Source organism: Trabulsiella odontotermitis, from assembly GCF_001188485.1.
GTDB classification, from domain to species: domain Bacteria; phylum Pseudomonadota; class Gammaproteobacteria; order Enterobacterales; family Enterobacteriaceae; genus Trabulsiella; species Trabulsiella odontotermitis_A.
Genome location: NZ_JNGH01000006.1, coordinates 13,039 through 26,794, shown reverse-complemented (window position 1 = coordinate 26,794; position 13,756 = coordinate 13,039). Strand labels below are relative to the sequence as shown.

The window sequence follows — 13,756 nt, the reverse complement described above, 5'->3', positions numbered from 1 at the left end:
GCATCTCCGGAGTGTTTAAAGAATAAACACAGCTTGCTTCGCGGCGAGATTTGCGTATAATGCGCGGGCTTGTCAAAATTGACGGCGAGTTCGATATGAACTCTGACGGAGTTAATTTTCCGTCAAACAATGTTCCCAATCGGGGAACTACGTAAGAACGGTTACACTCCCCCATCAATCGTAATGGGTGTGAGGAGTAATCATTTTCGTTTATAAAATAATTGGAGCTCTGGTCTCATGCAGAACCAAAGAATCCGTATCCGCCTTAAAGCGTTCGATCACCGTCTGATCGATCAATCAACCGCGGAAATCGTCGAGACTGCTAAGCGCACTGGTGCGCAAGTCCGTGGTCCGATCCCGCTGCCGACCCGCAAAGAGCGCTTCACCGTTCTGATCTCCCCGCACGTCAACAAAGACGCGCGCGATCAGTACGAAATCCGCACTCACAAGCGTCTGGTTGACATCGTTGAGCCAACTGAGAAAACCGTTGATGCTCTGATGCGTCTGGATCTGGCTGCCGGTGTAGACGTGCAGATCAGCCTGGGTTAATCAGGTCATCGAGCGATTGAGAGGTTGAAACAATGATTGGTTTAGTCGGTAAAAAAGTGGGTATGACCCGCATCTTCACTGAAGATGGCGTCTCTATCCCAGTAACCGTAATCGAAGTTGAAGCAAACCGCGTTACTCAGGTTAAAGATCTGGCTAACGATGGCTACCGTGCCATTCAGGTGACTACCGGTGCTAAAAAAGCTAACCGTGTAACCAAGCCGGAAGCGGGTCACTTCGCTAAAGCTGGCGTAGAAGCTGGCCGTGGTCTGTGGGAATTCCGCCTTGCTGAAGGCGAAGAGTTCACCGTAGGTCAGAACATTAGCGTTGAGCTGTTTGCTGAAGTTAAAAAAGTTGACGTAACTGGCACCTCTAAAGGTAAAGGTTTCGCTGGTACCGTTAAGCGCTGGAACTTCCGTACCCAGGACGCGACTCACGGTAACTCCTTGTCTCACCGTGTTCCGGGTTCTATCGGTCAGAACCAGACTCCGGGCAAAGTGTTCAAAGGCAAGAAAATGGCAGGTCAGCTGGGTAACGAACGCGTAACCGTTCAGAGCCTGGACGTAGTACGTGTTGACGCTGAGCGCAACCTGCTGCTGGTTAAAGGTGCTGTCCCGGGTGCAACCGGTAGCGACCTGATCGTTAAACCAGCTGTGAAGGCGTGAGGAGATAGCAATGGAATTAGTATTGAAAGACGCGCAGAGCGCGCTGACTGTTTCCGAAACTACCTTCGGTCGTGATTTCAACGAAGCGCTGGTTCACCAGGTTGTTGTTGCTTATGCAGCTGGTGCTCGTCAGGGCACTCGTGCTCAGAAGACCCGTGCTGAAGTAACTGGTTCCGGTAAAAAACCGTGGCGTCAGAAAGGCACCGGCCGTGCGCGTTCAGGTTCTATCAAGAGCCCGATCTGGCGTTCTGGTGGCGTGACCTTCGCTGCGCGTCCGCAGGACCACAGTCAAAAAGTTAACAAAAAGATGTACCGCGGCGCGCTGAAAAGCATTCTGTCCGAGCTGGTACGTCAGGATCGTCTGATCGTTGTCGAGAAGTTCTCTGTAGAAGCGCCGAAAACTAAGCTGCTGGCACAGAAACTGAAAGACATGGCTCTGGAAGATGTGCTGATCATCACCGGTGAGCTGGACGAGAACCTGTTCCTGGCTGCGCGCAACCTGCACAAGGTTGACGTACGCGATGCAACTGGTATCGACCCGGTTAGCCTGATCGCCTTCGACAAAGTCGTAATGACTGCTGATGCTGTTAAGCAAGTTGAGGAGATGCTGGCATGATTCGTGAAGAACGTCTGCTGAAGGTGCTGCGTGCACCGCACGTTTCTGAAAAAGCGTCTACTGCGATGGAAAAAACAAACACCATCGTTCTCAAAGTTGCTAAAGACGCGACTAAAGCAGAAATCAAAGCTGCTGTGCAGAAACTGTTTGAAGTCAAAGTTGATACCGTACGTACCCTGGTCGTTAAAGGCAAGGTGAAGCGTCACGGACAGCGTATCGGTCGTCGTAGCGACTGGAAAAAAGCTTACGTCACCCTGGAAGAAGGCCAGAATCTGGACTTCGTTGGCGGCGCTGAGTAAGTCGGAGGAGTAATACAATGGCAGTTGTTAAATGTAAACCGACATCTCCGGGTCGTCGCCACGTCGTTAAAGTGGTAAACCCTGAGCTGCACAAGGGCAAACCTTTTGCTCCGCTGCTGGAAAAAAACAGCAAATCCGGTGGTCGTAACAACAATGGCCGTATCACCACTCGTCATATCGGTGGTGGCCACAAGCAGGCATACCGTATTGTTGACTTCAAACGCAACAAAGATGGTATCCCGGCAGTTGTTGAACGTCTTGAGTACGATCCGAACCGTTCCGCGAACATCGCGCTGGTTCTGTACAAAGACGGCGAACGCCGTTACATCCTGGCCCCTAAAGGCCTGAAAGCGGGCGACCAGATTCAGTCTGGCGTTGATGCTGCAATCAAAGCGGGTAACACCCTGCCGATGCGCAATATCCCGGTTGGTTCTACCGTTCATAACGTAGAAATGAAACCAGGTAAAGGCGGTCAGCTGGCGCGTTCTGCTGGTACTTACGTTCAGATCGTTGCTCGTGATGGTGCTTATGTCACCCTGCGTCTGCGTTCTGGTGAAATGCGTAAAGTCGAAGCAGATTGCCGCGCGACTCTGGGCGAAGTTGGCAATGCTGAGCATATGCTGCGCGTTCTGGGTAAAGCAGGTGCTGCACGCTGGCGTGGTGTTCGTCCTACCGTTCGCGGTACTGCGATGAACCCGGTCGACCACCCACATGGTGGTGGTGAAGGTCGTAACTTTGGTAAGCACCCGGTAACTCCGTGGGGCGTTCAGACCAAAGGTAAGAAGACCCGCAGCAACAAGCGTACTGATAAATTCATCGTACGTCGCCGTAGCAAATAATATTAGAGGATAAGCCATGCCACGTTCTCTCAAGAAAGGTCCTTTTATTGACCTGCACTTGCTGAAGAAGGTAGAGAAAGCGGTGGAAAGCGGAGACAAGAAGCCCCTGCGCACTTGGTCCCGTCGTTCAACGATCTTTCCAAACATGATCGGTTTGACCATCGCTGTCCATAATGGTCGTCAGCACGTTCCGGTATTTGTTTCCGACGAAATGGTCGGTCACAAACTGGGTGAATTCGCACCGACTCGTACTTATCGCGGCCATGCTGCTGATAAAAAAGCGAAGAAGAAATAAGGTAGGAGGAAGAGATGGAAACTTTAGCTCAACATCGCCATGCTCGTTCTTCTGCTCAGAAGGTCCGCCTTGTTGCTGACCTGATTCGCGGTAAGAAAGTGTCGCAGGCCCTGGATATTCTGACCTACACCAATAAGAAAGCGGCTGTACTGGTCAAGAAAGTTCTGGAATCTGCCATTGCTAACGCTGAACACAACGATGGCGCTGACATTGACGATCTGAAAGTTGCGAAAATTTTCGTAGACGAAGGCCCGAGCATGAAGCGCATTATGCCGCGTGCGAAAGGTCGTGCAGATCGCATCCTGAAGCGCACCAGCCACATCACTGTGGTTGTGTCCGATCGCTGAGACTCTGGAGACTAGCAATGGGTCAGAAAGTACATCCTAATGGTATTCGCCTGGGTATTGTCAAACCTTGGAACTCTACCTGGTTCGCGAACACCAAAGAATTCGCTGACAACCTGGACAGCGATTTTAAAGTACGTCAGTACCTGACGAAGGAACTGGCAAAAGCGTCCGTATCTCGTATCGTTATCGAGCGTCCGGCTAAGAGCATCCGTGTGACTATTCACACTGCTCGCCCGGGTATCGTTATCGGTAAGAAAGGCGAAGACGTAGAAAAACTGCGCAAGGTCGTAGCGGATATCGCTGGCGTTCCTGCACAGATCAATATCGCCGAGGTTCGTAAACCTGAACTGGACGCAAAACTGGTTGCTGACAGCATCACTTCTCAGCTGGAACGTCGTGTTATGTTCCGTCGTGCTATGAAGCGTGCTGTACAGAACGCCATGCGTCTGGGCGCTAAAGGTATCAAAGTTGAAGTTAGCGGCCGTCTGGGCGGCGCGGAAATCGCACGTACCGAATGGTACCGCGAAGGTCGCGTACCGCTGCACACTCTGCGTGCTGACATTGACTACAACACCTCTGAAGCGCACACCACTTACGGTGTAATCGGCGTTAAAGTGTGGATCTTCAAAGGTGAGATCCTGGGTGGTATGGCTGCTGTTGAACAACCGGAAAAACCGGCTGCGCAACCTAAAAAGCAGCAGCGTAAAGGCCGTAAATAAGGAGCGTCGCTGATGTTACAACCAAAGCGTACAAAATTCCGTAAAGTGCACAAAGGCCGCAACCGTGGTCTGGCGCAGGGTACGGATGTTAGCTTCGGCACTTTCGGTCTGAAAGCTGTTGGCCGTGGTCGTCTGACTGCACGTCAGATCGAAGCAGCACGTCGTGCAATGACCCGTGCAGTGAAGCGTCAAGGTAAGATCTGGATCCGTGTATTCCCGGACAAACCGATCACCGAGAAGCCGCTGGAAGTTCGTATGGGTAAAGGTAAAGGTAACGTGGAGTATTGGGTTGCCTTGATTCAGCCGGGTAAAGTCCTGTATGAAATGGACGGCGTACCGGAAGAGCTGGCCCGTGAAGCATTCGGCCTGGCAGCAGCGAAACTGCCGATCAAAACCACCTTTGTAACTAAGACGGTGATGTAATGAAAGCAAAAGAGCTGCGTGAAAAAAGCGTTGAAGAGCTGAACACCGAGCTGCTGAACCTGCTGCGCGAGCAGTTCAATCTGCGCATGCAGGCTGCAAGTGGCCAGCTGCAACAGACTCACCTGCTGAAGCAGGTTCGTCGTGATGTTGCACGCGTTAAGACTTTACTGACTGAGAAGGCGGGTGCGTAATGACCGATAAAATCCGTACTCTGCAAGGTCGCGTTGTGAGTGACAAAATGGAGAAATCCATTGTTGTTGCCATCGAGCGTTTTGTGAAACACCCGATCTACGGTAAATTCATCAAACGTACGACCAAACTGCACGTACATGACGAGAACAACGAAAGCGGTATCGGTGACGTGGTTGAAATCCGCGAATGCCGTCCGCTGTCCAAGACTAAGTCCTGGACGCTGGTTCGCGTTGTAGAGAAAGCGGTTCTGTAATACAGTACGCAATCTCGATACGGATAAACGGCTCAGCGATGAGCCGTTTATTTTTTCTACCCATATTCTGAGAGCGGTGTTATAATGCTGCGCCCTCGATATGGGGCTTTTTTAACGACCCTAATTTTGGGGTCTCAGTAGTAGTTGACATTAGCGGAGCACTGAAATGATCCAAGAACAGACTATGCTGAACGTCGCCGACAACTCCGGTGCGCGTCGCGTAATGTGTATCAAGGTTCTGGGTGGCTCGCACCGTCGCTACGCAGGCGTAGGCGACATCATCAAGATCACCATCAAGGAAGCAATTCCGCGTGGTAAGGTCAAAAAAGGTGATGTGCTGAAGGCGGTAGTGGTGCGCACCAAGAAGGGTGTTCGTCGCCCTGACGGTTCTGTCGTTCGCTTCGATGGCAATGCTTGTGTTCTTCTGAACAACAACAGCGAGCAGCCTATCGGTACGCGTATTTTTGGGCCGGTAACTCGTGAACTTCGTTCTGAGAAGTTTATGAAAATCATCTCTCTGGCACCAGAAGTACTCTAAGGAGCGAATCATGGCAGCGAAAATCCGTCGTGATGACGAAGTTATCGTGTTAACCGGTAAAGATAAAGGTAAGCGCGGTAAAGTTAAGAATGTTCTGTCTTCCGGCAAGATCATTGTTGAAGGTATCAACCTGGTTAAGAAACATCAGAAGCCGGTTCCGGCCCTGAACCAACCGGGTGGCATCGTTGAAAAAGAAGCTGCTATTCAGGTTTCTAACGTTGCAATCTTCAATACGGCAACCGGCAAGGCTGACCGTGTAGGCTTTAGATTCGAAGACGGTAAAAAAGTCCGTTTCTTCAAGTCTAATAGCGAAACTATCAAGTAATTTGGAGTAGTACGATGGCGAAACTGCATGATTACTACAAAGACGAAGTAGTTAAGAAACTCATGACTGAGTTTAACTACAATTCTGTCATGCAAGTCCCTCGGGTCGAGAAGATCACCCTGAACATGGGTGTTGGTGAAGCGATCGCTGACAAGAAACTGCTGGATAACGCAGCAGCTGACCTGGCAGCAATCTCCGGTCAAAAACCGCTGATCACCAAAGCACGCAAATCAGTTGCAGGCTTCAAAATCCGTCAGGGCTATCCGATCGGCTGTAAAGTAACTCTGCGTGGCGAACGCATGTGGGAGTTCTTTGAGCGCCTGATCACTATTGCTGTACCGCGTATTCGTGACTTCCGTGGCCTGTCTACGAAGTCTTTCGATGGTCGTGGTAACTACAGCATGGGTGTCCGTGAGCAGATCATCTTCCCAGAAATCGACTACGACAAAGTCGATCGCGTTCGTGGTTTGGATATTACCATTACCACTACTGCGACCTCTGACGAAGAAGGCCGTGCTCTGCTGGCTGCCTTTGACTTCCCGTTCCGCAAGTAAGGTAGGGTTACTGAATGGCTAAGCAATCAATGAAAGCACGCGAAGTAAAACGCGTAGCTTTAGCTGATAAATACTTCGCGAAACGCGCTGAACTGAAAGCGATCATCTCTGATGTGAACGCTTCCGACGAAGATCGTTGGAACGCAGTTCTCAAGCTGCAGACTCTGCCGCGTGATTCCAGCCCGTCTCGTCAGCGTAACCGCTGCCGTCAAACAGGTCGTCCGCATGGTTTCCTGCGGAAGTTCGGGTTGAGCCGTATTAAGGTCCGTGAAGCCGCTATGCGCGGTGAAATCCCGGGTCTGAAAAAGGCTAGCTGGTAATTGTCACCAATTGAATCACGGGAGTAAAGACAGATGAGCATGCAAGATCCGATCGCGGATATGCTGACCCGTATCCGTAACGGTCAGGCCGCGAACAAAGCTGCGGTCACCATGCCTTCCTCCAAGCTGAAAGTGGCAATTGCCAACGTGCTGAAGGAAGAAGGTTTTATCGAAGATTTTAAAGTTGAAGGCGACACCAAGCCGGAACTGGAAGTGACACTTAAGTACTTCCAGGGGAAAGCTGTTGTAGAAAGCATTCAGCGTGTCAGCCGCCCAGGTCTGCGCATCTATAAAAGAAAAGATGAGCTGCCGAAAGTTATGGCGGGTCTGGGTATCGCGGTTGTTTCTACCTCTAAAGGTGTTATGACTGATCGTGCAGCGCGCCAGGCTGGTCTTGGTGGCGAAATTATCTGCTACGTAGCCTAATCGGAGGAAAAAATGTCTCGTGTTGCTAAAGCACCGGTCGTTGTTCCTGCCGGCGTTGATGTAAAAATCAACGGTCAGGTTATTACGATCAAAGGTAAAAACGGCGAGCTGACTCGTACTCTCAACGATGCTGTTGAAGTTAAACATGCAGATAATGCACTGACCTTCGGTCCGCGTGATGGTTACGTAGACGGTTGGGCTCAGGCTGGTACCGCGCGTGCCCTGCTGAACTCAATGGTTGTCGGTGTTACCGAAGGCTTCACTAAGAAGCTGCAGCTGGTTGGTGTAGGTTATCGTGCAGCGGTTAAAGGCAATGTTGTTAACCTGGCTCTGGGTTTCTCCCATCCGGTTGATCACCAGCTGCCGGCCGGCATCACTGCAGAATGTCCGTCTCAGACTGAAATCGTGCTGAAAGGCGCTGATAAACAGCTGATCGGCCAGGTTGCAGCAGATCTGCGCGCCTACCGTCGTCCTGAGCCTTATAAAGGCAAGGGTGTTCGTTACGCCGACGAAGTCGTGCGTACCAAAGAGGCTAAGAAGAAGTAAGGTAACACTATGGATAAGAAATCTGCTCGTATCCGTCGTGCGACCCGCGCACGCCGCAAGCTCCAGGAGCTGGGTGCAACTCGCCTGGTGGTACATCGTACCCCGCGTCACATTTACGCACAGGTCATTGCATCGAACGGTTCTGAAGTTCTGGTAGCTGCTTCTACTGTAGAAAAAGCTATCGCTGAACAACTGAAGTACACCGGTAACAAAGACGCTGCAGCAGCTGTGGGTAAAGCTGTCGCTGAACGCGCTCTGGAAAAAGGCATCAAAGATGTTTCCTTTGACCGTTCCGGGTTCCAATATCATGGTCGTGTCCAGGCACTGGCAGATGCTGCCCGTGAAGCTGGCCTTCAGTTCTAAGGTAGAGGTGTAAGATGGCTCACATCGAAAAACAAGCTGGCGAACTGCAGGAAAAGCTGATCGCGGTTAACCGCGTATCTAAAACCGTTAAAGGTGGTCGTATTTTCTCCTTCACAGCTCTGACTGTTGTTGGTGATGGTAACGGTCGCGTTGGTTTTGGTTACGGTAAAGCACGCGAAGTTCCGGCAGCGATCCAGAAAGCGATGGAAAAAGCCCGTCGCAATATGATTAACGTCGCGCTGAACCACGGCACCCTGCAGCACCCGGTTAAGGGTACTCACACGGGTTCTCGTGTATTCATGCAGCCGGCTTCCGAAGGTACCGGTATCATCGCCGGTGGTGCAATGCGCGCCGTTCTGGAAGTCGCTGGAGTTCGTAACGTTCTGGCTAAAGCGTATGGTTCCACCAACCCGATTAACGTGGTTCGTGCAACTATCGATGGCCTGGAAAATATGAATTCTCCAGAAATGGTCGCTGCCAAGCGTGGTAAATCCGTTGAAGAAATTCTGGGGTAATTGACCATGGCAAAGACTATTAAAATCACTCAAACCCGCAGTGCAATCGGTCGTCTGCCGAAACACAAGGCAACGCTGCTTGGCCTGGGTCTGCGTCGTATTGGTCATACTGTAGAACGTGAGGATACTCCTGCCGTTCGTGGTATGGTCAACGCGGTTTCCTTCATGGTTAAAGTTGAGGAGTAAGAGATGCGTTTAAATACTCTGTCTCCGGCCGAAGGCTCCAAAAAGGCGGGTAAACGCCTGGGTCGTGGTATCGGTTCTGGCCTCGGTAAAACCGGTGGTCGTGGTCACAAAGGTCAGAAGTCTCGTTCTGGCGGTGGCGTACGTCGCGGTTTCGAGGGTGGTCAGATGCCTCTGTACCGTCGTCTGCCGAAATTCGGTTTCACTTCACGTAAAGCAATGATTACGGCAGAGGTTCGTCTGTCCGATCTGGCTAAAGTAGAAGGCGACGTAGTTGACCTGAACACGCTGAAAGCGGCTAACATTATCGGCATCCAGATCGAGTTCGCGAAAGTGATCCTGGCTGGTGAAGTATCTCGTCCGGTAACTATCCGTGGCCTGCGTGTTACTAAAGGCGCTCGTGCTGCTATCGAAGCTGCTGGCGGTAAAATTGAGGAATAAGTAGCAGATGGCTAAGCAACCGGGATTAGATTTTCAAAGTGCCAAAGGCGGTTTCGGCGAACTGAAACGCAGACTTTTGTTTGTTATCGGCGCGCTGATTGTGTTCCGAATTGGCTCTTTTATTCCGATCCCTGGTATCGATGCCGCTGTACTTGCCAAACTGCTTGAGCAACAGCGAGGCACCATCATTGAAATGTTCAACATGTTCTCTGGTGGTGCTCTCAGCCGTGCTTCTATCTTTGCTCTGGGTATTATGCCGTACATTTCGGCATCCATTATTATCCAGCTGCTGACGGTGGTTCATCCAACGCTCGCAGAAATTAAGAAAGAAGGGGAGTCTGGTCGTCGTAAGATCAGCCAGTACACTCGCTACGGTACTCTGGTGCTGGCAATATTCCAGTCGATCGGTATTGCTACCGGTCTGCCGAATATGCCTGGTATGCAGGGCCTGGTCATTAACCCAGGCTTTGCATTCTATTTCACCGCTGTTGTAAGTCTGGTCACAGGAACCATGTTCCTGATGTGGCTCGGCGAACAGATTACTGAACGTGGTATCGGTAACGGTATTTCGATCATTATCTTCGCTGGTATTGTTGCGGGACTCCCGCCAGCCATCGCCCATACGATCGAGCAAGCGCGTCAAGGCGACCTGCACTTCCTCCTGTTGCTGTTGGTTGCAGTATTAGTATTTGCAGTGACCTTCTTTGTTGTCTTCGTTGAACGTGGTCAACGCCGCATTGTGGTGAACTACGCTAAGCGTCAACAAGGTCGTCGTGTCTATGCTGCACAGAGCACACATTTGCCGCTGAAAGTGAATATGGCGGGGGTAATCCCGGCAATCTTCGCTTCCAGTATTATTCTGTTCCCGGCAACCATCGCGTCATGGTTCGGGGGCGGTACTGGTTGGAACTGGCTGACAACAATTTCGCTGTATTTGCAGCCTGGGCAACCGCTTTATGTGTTACTCTATGCGTCTGCAATCATCTTCTTCTGTTTCTTCTACACGGCGTTGGTCTTCAACCCGCGTGAAACAGCAGATAACCTGAAGAAGTCCGGTGCATTTGTACCAGGAATTCGTCCGGGAGAGCAAACGGCGAAGTATATCGATAAAGTAATGACTCGCCTGACTCTAATCGGTGCGTTGTATATTACTTTTATCTGCCTGATCCCGGAGTTCATGCGTGATGCAATGAAAGTACCGTTCTACTTCGGTGGGACCTCACTGCTTATCGTTGTCGTCGTGATAATGGACTTTATGGCTCAAGTGCAAACTCTGATGATGTCCAGTCAGTATGAGTCTGCATTGAAGAAGGCGAACCTGAAAGGCTACGGCCGTTAATTGGTCGCCTGAGAAGTTACGGAGAGTAAAAATGAAAGTTCGTGCTTCCGTCAAGAAATTATGCCGTAACTGCAAAATCGTTAAGCGTGATGGTGTCATCCGTGTGATTTGCAGTGCCGAGCCGAAACATAAACAGCGCCAAGGCTGATTTATTTCGCATATTTTTCTTGCAAAGTTGGGTTGAGCTGGCTAGATTAGCCAGCCAATCTTTTGTATGTCTGTGCGTTTCCATTTGAGTATCCTGAAAACGGGCTTTTCAGCATGGAACGTGCAATTCAAATAGTAGGAGTGCATAGTGGCCCGTATAGCAGGCATTAACATTCCTGATCACAAACATACCGTAATCGCTTTAACTGCAATTTTCGGTATCGGCAAGACCCGTTCTAAGGCTATTTGTGCCTCAGCGGGAATCGCTGAACATGTTAAGATCAGTGAGCTGTCTGAAGAACAGATCGAAACGCTGCGCGACGAAGTCGGTAAATTCGTCGTTGAAGGTGATCTGCGTCGTGAAATCACCCTGAGCATCAAGCGTCTGATGGACCTTGGTTGCTACCGTGGTTTGCGTCATCGTCGTGGTCTCCCGGTTCGCGGTCAGCGTACCAAGACCAACGCACGTACCCGTAAGGGTCCGCGCAAACCGATCAAGAAATAATCGGGGTGATTGAATAATGGCAAAGGCACCAATTCGTGCACGTAAGCGTGTAAGAAAACAAGTCTCTGACGGCGTGGCTCATATCCATGCTTCTTTCAACAACACCATCGTTACTATTACTGATCGTCAGGGTAACGCTTTGGGTTGGGCAACAGCCGGTGGTTCCGGTTTCCGTGGTTCACGCAAATCCACTCCGTTTGCAGCTCAGGTTGCAGCAGAGCGTTGCGCTGAAGCCGTAAAAGAATACGGCATCAAGAATCTGGAAGTTATGGTCAAGGGACCGGGTCCGGGTCGCGAATCTACTATTCGTGCTCTGAACGCCGCTGGTTTCCGCATCACTAATATTACTGATGTGACTCCGATCCCTCACAACGGTTGTCGTCCGCCGAAAAAACGTCGCGTATAACGCGGTCGTTTTCTAGGATTGTTGGAGAAAGAAAATGGCAAGATATTTGGGTCCTAAGCTCAAGCTGAGCCGTCGCGAGGGCACAGACCTCTTCCTGAAGTCTGGCGTTCGCGCGATCGATACCAAGTGTAAAATTGAACAAGCTCCTGGCCAGCACGGTGCGCGTAAACCGCGTCTGTCTGACTATGGTGTGCAGTTGCGTGAAAAGCAAAAAGTTCGCCGTATCTACGGTGTGCTGGAGCGTCAGTTCCGTAACTATTATAAAGAAGCAGCACGTCTGAAAGGCAACACCGGTGAAAACCTGTTGGCTCTGCTGGAAGGTCGTCTGGACAACGTTGTATACCGTATGGGCTTTGGCGCCACTCGTGCTGAAGCACGCCAGCTGGTTAGCCACAAGGCTATCATGGTAAACGGTCGTGTTGTTAACATCGCTTCTTATCAGGTTAAAGCGAATGACGTTGTTAGCATTCGTGAGAAAGCGAAAAAGCAGTCTCGCGTGAAAGCCGCTCTGGAGCTGGCTGAGCAGCGTGAAAAGCCAACCTGGCTGGAAGTTGATGCTGGCAAGATGGAAGGTACGTTCAAGCGTCAGCCGGAACGTTCTGATCTGTCTGCGGACATTAACGAACACCTGATCGTCGAGCTTTACTCCAAGTAAAGCTTAGTACCAAAGAGAGGACACAATGCAGGGTTCTGTGACAGAGTTTCTAAAACCGCGCCTGGTAGATATCGAGCAAGTGAGTTCGACGCACGCCAAGGTGACCCTTGAGCCTTTAGAGCGTGGCTTTGGCCATACTCTGGGTAACGCACTGCGCCGTATTCTGCTTTCATCAATGCCGGGTTGCGCGGTGACCGAGGTTGAGATTGATGGTGTACTGCACGAGTACAGCACCAAAGAAGGCGTTCAGGAAGATATCCTGGAAATCCTGCTCAACCTGAAAGGGCTGGCGGTGAAAGTTCATGGTAAAGATGAAGTTATTCTTACTTTGAATAAATCTGGCATTGGCCCTGTGACCGCAGCCGACATTACCACCGATGGTGATGTCGAAATCGTCAAGCCGCAGCACGTTATCTGCCACCTGACCGATGAAAACGCCGCTATTAGCATGCGTATCAAAGTTCAGCGCGGTCGTGGTTATGTGCCGGCGTCTGCCCGAATTCATTCGGAAGAAGATGAGCGCCCGATCGGACGTCTGCTGGTCGACGCCTGCTACAGCCCTGTAGAGCGTATTGCCTACAATGTTGAAGCAGCGCGTGTAGAACAGCGTACCGACCTGGACAAGCTGGTCATCGAAATGGAAACCAATGGCACAATCGATCCTGAAGAGGCGATTCGTCGTGCGGCAACCATCCTGGCTGAACAACTTGAAGCTTTCGTTGATTTACGTGATGTACGTCAGCCGGAAGTTAAAGAAGAGAAACCAGAATTCGATCCGATCCTGCTGCGCCCTGTTGACGATCTGGAATTGACTGTCCGCTCTGCTAACTGCCTCAAGGCAGAAGCTATCCACTATATCGGTGATCTGGTACAGCGTACCGAGGTTGAGTTGCTGAAAACGCCGAACCTGGGTAAAAAATCTCTTACCGAGATTAAAGACGTGCTGGCCTCCCGTGGTCTGTCTCTGGGCATGCGCCTGGAAAACTGGCCACCGGCAAGCATTGCTGACGAGTAACCGGATCACAGGTTAAGGTTTTACTGAGAAGGATAAGGTCATGCGCCATCGTAAGAGTGGTCGTCAACTGAACCGCAACAGCAGCCATCGCCAGGCTATGTTCCGCAACATGGCAGGTTCGCTGGTTCGTCATGAGATCATCNATCGCGCGGAGCCGAAAGCAGAAGCTGCTGCAGAGTAATCTGTAGTAACGTAGAAAAACCCGCCCCGGCGGGTTTTTTTATATCCTCCGTACCCCCATCTCACTACAATATCTCTACACTTCTGTTCAATCCCCTGGAGCC

The 13,756-nt window shown here is 50.9% G+C and carries 27 protein-coding genes and 1 pseudogene; all 28 read left to right on the top strand.

Annotation, left to right across the window (positions count from 1 at the left end):
- Positions 1 to 237: 237 nt before the first annotated feature.
- Positions 238 to 549: a 30S ribosomal protein S10 gene (rpsJ, locus tag GM30_RS00250; protein ID WP_001181005.1), complete on the top strand. Its 312-nt coding sequence runs from the start codon at positions 238 to 240 to the stop codon at positions 547 to 549.
- 32 nt (positions 550 to 581) lie between these two features.
- The gene (rplC, locus tag GM30_RS00245) at positions 582 to 1,211 is read left to right on the top strand and encodes a 50S ribosomal protein L3 (protein ID WP_015962738.1); all 630 of its coding nucleotides are present in this window, start codon (positions 582 to 584) and stop codon (positions 1,209 to 1,211) included.
- Between the two features lie 10 nt (positions 1,212 to 1,221).
- Positions 1,222 to 1,827, top strand: a complete 606-nt coding sequence (gene rplD / locus GM30_RS00240) for a 50S ribosomal protein L4 (protein WP_000424395.1) — start codon at positions 1,222 to 1,224, stop codon at positions 1,825 to 1,827.
- Entirely contained in the window at positions 1,824 to 2,126 is a 303-nt protein-coding gene (gene rplW / locus GM30_RS00235) for a 50S ribosomal protein L23 (protein ID WP_038158532.1), read from the top strand. Before rplD ends, rplW begins: the two co-directional genes overlap by 4 nt.
- A 17-nt stretch (positions 2,127 to 2,143) precedes the next feature.
- On the top strand, positions 2,144 to 2,965 hold the full coding sequence (gene rplB / locus GM30_RS00230; protein WP_000301859.1) for a 50S ribosomal protein L2: 822 nt from the start codon (positions 2,144 to 2,146) through the stop codon (positions 2,963 to 2,965).
- 16 nt (positions 2,966 to 2,981) lie between these two features.
- A complete protein-coding gene (rpsS, locus tag GM30_RS00225; protein WP_001138115.1) occupies positions 2,982 to 3,260 on the top strand; it encodes a 30S ribosomal protein S19 in 279 nt (92 codons plus the stop codon).
- A gap of 14 nt (positions 3,261 to 3,274) precedes the next feature.
- Positions 3,275 to 3,607: a 50S ribosomal protein L22 gene (gene rplV, locus GM30_RS00220; RefSeq protein WP_002919773.1), complete on the top strand. Its 333-nt coding sequence runs from the start codon at positions 3,275 to 3,277 to the stop codon at positions 3,605 to 3,607.
- Between the two features lie 17 nt (positions 3,608 to 3,624).
- On the top strand, positions 3,625 to 4,326 hold the full coding sequence (gene rpsC, locus GM30_RS00215) for a 30S ribosomal protein S3 (protein ID WP_000529945.1): 702 nt from the start codon (positions 3,625 to 3,627) through the stop codon (positions 4,324 to 4,326).
- A 12-nt stretch (positions 4,327 to 4,338) separates the two neighbouring features.
- Positions 4,339 to 4,749, top strand: a complete 411-nt coding sequence (rplP, locus tag GM30_RS00210; RefSeq protein ID WP_002919759.1) for a 50S ribosomal protein L16 — start codon at positions 4,339 to 4,341, stop codon at positions 4,747 to 4,749.
- Entirely contained in the window at positions 4,749 to 4,940 is a 192-nt protein-coding gene (gene rpmC, locus GM30_RS00205; RefSeq protein WP_004388609.1) for a 50S ribosomal protein L29, read from the top strand. Before rplP ends, rpmC begins: the two co-directional genes overlap by 1 nt.
- Positions 4,940 to 5,194, top strand: coding sequence for a 30S ribosomal protein S17 (rpsQ, locus tag GM30_RS00200; protein ID WP_024549501.1), 255 nt, complete (start codon positions 4,940 to 4,942; stop codon positions 5,192 to 5,194). The genes rpmC and rpsQ overlap by 1 nt, the downstream gene beginning before the upstream one ends.
- Before the next feature lie 166 nt (positions 5,195 to 5,360).
- Positions 5,361 to 5,732 carry a 50S ribosomal protein L14 gene (rplN, locus tag GM30_RS00195; protein ID WP_004388611.1) on the top strand — a complete coding sequence of 124 codons (372 nt, stop codon included), beginning with the start codon at positions 5,361 to 5,363 and terminating at the stop codon, positions 5,730 to 5,732.
- 10 nt (positions 5,733 to 5,742) lie between these two features.
- The gene (gene rplX / locus GM30_RS00190; RefSeq protein WP_038158520.1) at positions 5,743 to 6,057 is read left to right on the top strand and encodes a 50S ribosomal protein L24; all 315 of its coding nucleotides are present in this window, start codon (positions 5,743 to 5,745) and stop codon (positions 6,055 to 6,057) included.
- Between the two features lie 14 nt (positions 6,058 to 6,071).
- Complete coding sequence (gene rplE / locus GM30_RS00185; protein WP_049847031.1) at positions 6,072 to 6,611, top strand: 50S ribosomal protein L5; 540 nt, start codon at positions 6,072 to 6,074, stop codon at positions 6,609 to 6,611.
- 14 nt (positions 6,612 to 6,625) lie between these two features.
- Entirely contained in the window at positions 6,626 to 6,931 is a 306-nt protein-coding gene (gene rpsN / locus GM30_RS00180) for a 30S ribosomal protein S14 (RefSeq protein WP_001118930.1), read from the top strand.
- Positions 6,932 to 6,964: 33 nt separating this feature from the next.
- The gene (gene rpsH / locus GM30_RS00175; protein WP_012908428.1) at positions 6,965 to 7,357 is read left to right on the top strand and encodes a 30S ribosomal protein S8; all 393 of its coding nucleotides are present in this window, start codon (positions 6,965 to 6,967) and stop codon (positions 7,355 to 7,357) included.
- Positions 7,358 to 7,369: 12 nt separating this feature from the next.
- Complete coding sequence (rplF, locus tag GM30_RS00170) at positions 7,370 to 7,903, top strand: 50S ribosomal protein L6 (RefSeq protein ID WP_049847030.1); 534 nt, start codon at positions 7,370 to 7,372, stop codon at positions 7,901 to 7,903.
- Between the two features lie 9 nt (positions 7,904 to 7,912).
- Positions 7,913 to 8,266, top strand: a complete 354-nt coding sequence (rplR, locus tag GM30_RS00165) for a 50S ribosomal protein L18 (RefSeq protein ID WP_038158510.1) — start codon at positions 7,913 to 7,915, stop codon at positions 8,264 to 8,266.
- Positions 8,267 to 8,280: 14 nt separating this feature from the next.
- Entirely contained in the window at positions 8,281 to 8,781 is a 501-nt protein-coding gene (gene rpsE / locus GM30_RS00160; protein WP_049847029.1) for a 30S ribosomal protein S5, read from the top strand.
- A 6-nt stretch (positions 8,782 to 8,787) separates the two neighbouring features.
- Positions 8,788 to 8,967 (top strand): 50S ribosomal protein L30, encoded by a 180-nt coding sequence (gene rpmD / locus GM30_RS00155; RefSeq protein ID WP_001140434.1) that lies wholly within the window; start codon positions 8,788 to 8,790, stop codon positions 8,965 to 8,967.
- A 3-nt stretch (positions 8,968 to 8,970) separates the two neighbouring features.
- Positions 8,971 to 9,405 carry a 50S ribosomal protein L15 gene (gene rplO / locus GM30_RS00150; protein ID WP_049847028.1) on the top strand — a complete coding sequence of 145 codons (435 nt, stop codon included), beginning with the start codon at positions 8,971 to 8,973 and terminating at the stop codon, positions 9,403 to 9,405.
- A 7-nt stretch (positions 9,406 to 9,412) separates the two neighbouring features.
- Positions 9,413 to 10,744: a preprotein translocase subunit SecY gene (gene secY, locus GM30_RS00145; protein ID WP_038158504.1), complete on the top strand. Its 1,332-nt coding sequence runs from the start codon at positions 9,413 to 9,415 to the stop codon at positions 10,742 to 10,744.
- 31 nt (positions 10,745 to 10,775) lie between these two features.
- On the top strand, positions 10,776 to 10,892 hold the full coding sequence (rpmJ, locus tag GM30_RS23370; protein ID WP_000868187.1) for a 50S ribosomal protein L36: 117 nt from the start codon (positions 10,776 to 10,778) through the stop codon (positions 10,890 to 10,892).
- Positions 10,893 to 11,039: 147 nt separating this feature from the next.
- On the top strand, positions 11,040 to 11,396 hold the full coding sequence (gene rpsM, locus GM30_RS00140; RefSeq protein ID WP_049847027.1) for a 30S ribosomal protein S13: 357 nt from the start codon (positions 11,040 to 11,042) through the stop codon (positions 11,394 to 11,396).
- A 16-nt stretch (positions 11,397 to 11,412) separates the two neighbouring features.
- Positions 11,413 to 11,802, top strand: coding sequence for a 30S ribosomal protein S11 (gene rpsK, locus GM30_RS00135; protein ID WP_002919257.1), 390 nt, complete (start codon positions 11,413 to 11,415; stop codon positions 11,800 to 11,802).
- Positions 11,803 to 11,836: 34 nt separating this feature from the next.
- Complete coding sequence (gene rpsD, locus GM30_RS00130) at positions 11,837 to 12,457, top strand: 30S ribosomal protein S4 (protein ID WP_038158499.1); 621 nt, start codon at positions 11,837 to 11,839, stop codon at positions 12,455 to 12,457.
- 25 nt (positions 12,458 to 12,482) lie between these two features.
- Positions 12,483 to 13,472 carry a DNA-directed RNA polymerase subunit alpha gene (locus GM30_RS00125; RefSeq protein ID WP_049847026.1) on the top strand — a complete coding sequence of 330 codons (990 nt, stop codon included), beginning with the start codon at positions 12,483 to 12,485 and terminating at the stop codon, positions 13,470 to 13,472.
- Positions 13,473 to 13,512: 40 nt separating this feature from the next.
- A pseudogene (gene rplQ, locus GM30_RS23365) lies at positions 13,513 to 13,638 on the top strand (50S ribosomal protein L17); the annotation flags it as partial.
- Positions 13,639 to 13,756: the final 118 nt, after the last annotated feature.

What these genes read in the sequence shown, in the direction of transcription:
- rpmC (WP_004388609.1), top strand. Translation starts at nt 4,749, where the DNA reads ATGAAAGCAAAAGAGCTGCGTGAAAAAAGCGTTGAAGAGCTGAACACC.
- rplP (WP_002919759.1), top strand. Translation starts at nt 4,339, where the DNA reads ATGTTACAACCAAAGCGTACAAAATTCCGTAAAGTGCACAAAGGCCGC.
- rpsH (WP_012908428.1), top strand. Translation starts at nt 6,965, where the DNA reads ATGAGCATGCAAGATCCGATCGCGGATATGCTGACCCGTATCCGTAAC.
- rpsQ (WP_024549501.1), top strand. Translation starts at nt 4,940, where the DNA reads ATGACCGATAAAATCCGTACTCTGCAAGGTCGCGTTGTGAGTGACAAA.
- rpsS (WP_001138115.1), top strand. Translation starts at nt 2,982, where the DNA reads ATGCCACGTTCTCTCAAGAAAGGTCCTTTTATTGACCTGCACTTGCTG.
- rplF (WP_049847030.1), top strand. Translation starts at nt 7,370, where the DNA reads ATGTCTCGTGTTGCTAAAGCACCGGTCGTTGTTCCTGCCGGCGTTGAT.
- rpsN (WP_001118930.1), top strand. Translation starts at nt 6,626, where the DNA reads ATGGCTAAGCAATCAATGAAAGCACGCGAAGTAAAACGCGTAGCTTTA.
- rplO (WP_049847028.1), top strand. Translation starts at nt 8,971, where the DNA reads ATGCGTTTAAATACTCTGTCTCCGGCCGAAGGCTCCAAAAAGGCGGGT.
- rplW (WP_038158532.1), top strand. Translation starts at nt 1,824, where the DNA reads ATGATTCGTGAAGAACGTCTGCTGAAGGTGCTGCGTGCACCGCACGTT.
- rplC (WP_015962738.1), top strand. Translation starts at nt 582, where the DNA reads ATGATTGGTTTAGTCGGTAAAAAAGTGGGTATGACCCGCATCTTCACT.
- secY (WP_038158504.1), top strand. Translation starts at nt 9,413, where the DNA reads ATGGCTAAGCAACCGGGATTAGATTTTCAAAGTGCCAAAGGCGGTTTC.
- rplR (WP_038158510.1), top strand. Translation starts at nt 7,913, where the DNA reads ATGGATAAGAAATCTGCTCGTATCCGTCGTGCGACCCGCGCACGCCGC.
- rplV (WP_002919773.1), top strand. Translation starts at nt 3,275, where the DNA reads ATGGAAACTTTAGCTCAACATCGCCATGCTCGTTCTTCTGCTCAGAAG.
- rplE (WP_049847031.1), top strand. Translation starts at nt 6,072, where the DNA reads ATGGCGAAACTGCATGATTACTACAAAGACGAAGTAGTTAAGAAACTC.
- rplX (WP_038158520.1), top strand. Translation starts at nt 5,743, where the DNA reads ATGGCAGCGAAAATCCGTCGTGATGACGAAGTTATCGTGTTAACCGGT.
- rpsJ (WP_001181005.1), top strand. Translation starts at nt 238, where the DNA reads ATGCAGAACCAAAGAATCCGTATCCGCCTTAAAGCGTTCGATCACCGT.
- GM30_RS00125 (WP_049847026.1), top strand. Translation starts at nt 12,483, where the DNA reads ATGCAGGGTTCTGTGACAGAGTTTCTAAAACCGCGCCTGGTAGATATC.
- rplB (WP_000301859.1), top strand. Translation starts at nt 2,144, where the DNA reads ATGGCAGTTGTTAAATGTAAACCGACATCTCCGGGTCGTCGCCACGTC.
- rpsD (WP_038158499.1), top strand. Translation starts at nt 11,837, where the DNA reads ATGGCAAGATATTTGGGTCCTAAGCTCAAGCTGAGCCGTCGCGAGGGC.
- rpsK (WP_002919257.1), top strand. Translation starts at nt 11,413, where the DNA reads ATGGCAAAGGCACCAATTCGTGCACGTAAGCGTGTAAGAAAACAAGTC.
- rpsC (WP_000529945.1), top strand. Translation starts at nt 3,625, where the DNA reads ATGGGTCAGAAAGTACATCCTAATGGTATTCGCCTGGGTATTGTCAAA.
- rplN (WP_004388611.1), top strand. Translation starts at nt 5,361, where the DNA reads ATGATCCAAGAACAGACTATGCTGAACGTCGCCGACAACTCCGGTGCG.
- rpmD (WP_001140434.1), top strand. Translation starts at nt 8,788, where the DNA reads ATGGCAAAGACTATTAAAATCACTCAAACCCGCAGTGCAATCGGTCGT.
- rplD (WP_000424395.1), top strand. Translation starts at nt 1,222, where the DNA reads ATGGAATTAGTATTGAAAGACGCGCAGAGCGCGCTGACTGTTTCCGAA.
- rpmJ (WP_000868187.1), top strand. Translation starts at nt 10,776, where the DNA reads ATGAAAGTTCGTGCTTCCGTCAAGAAATTATGCCGTAACTGCAAAATC.
- rpsE (WP_049847029.1), top strand. Translation starts at nt 8,281, where the DNA reads ATGGCTCACATCGAAAAACAAGCTGGCGAACTGCAGGAAAAGCTGATC.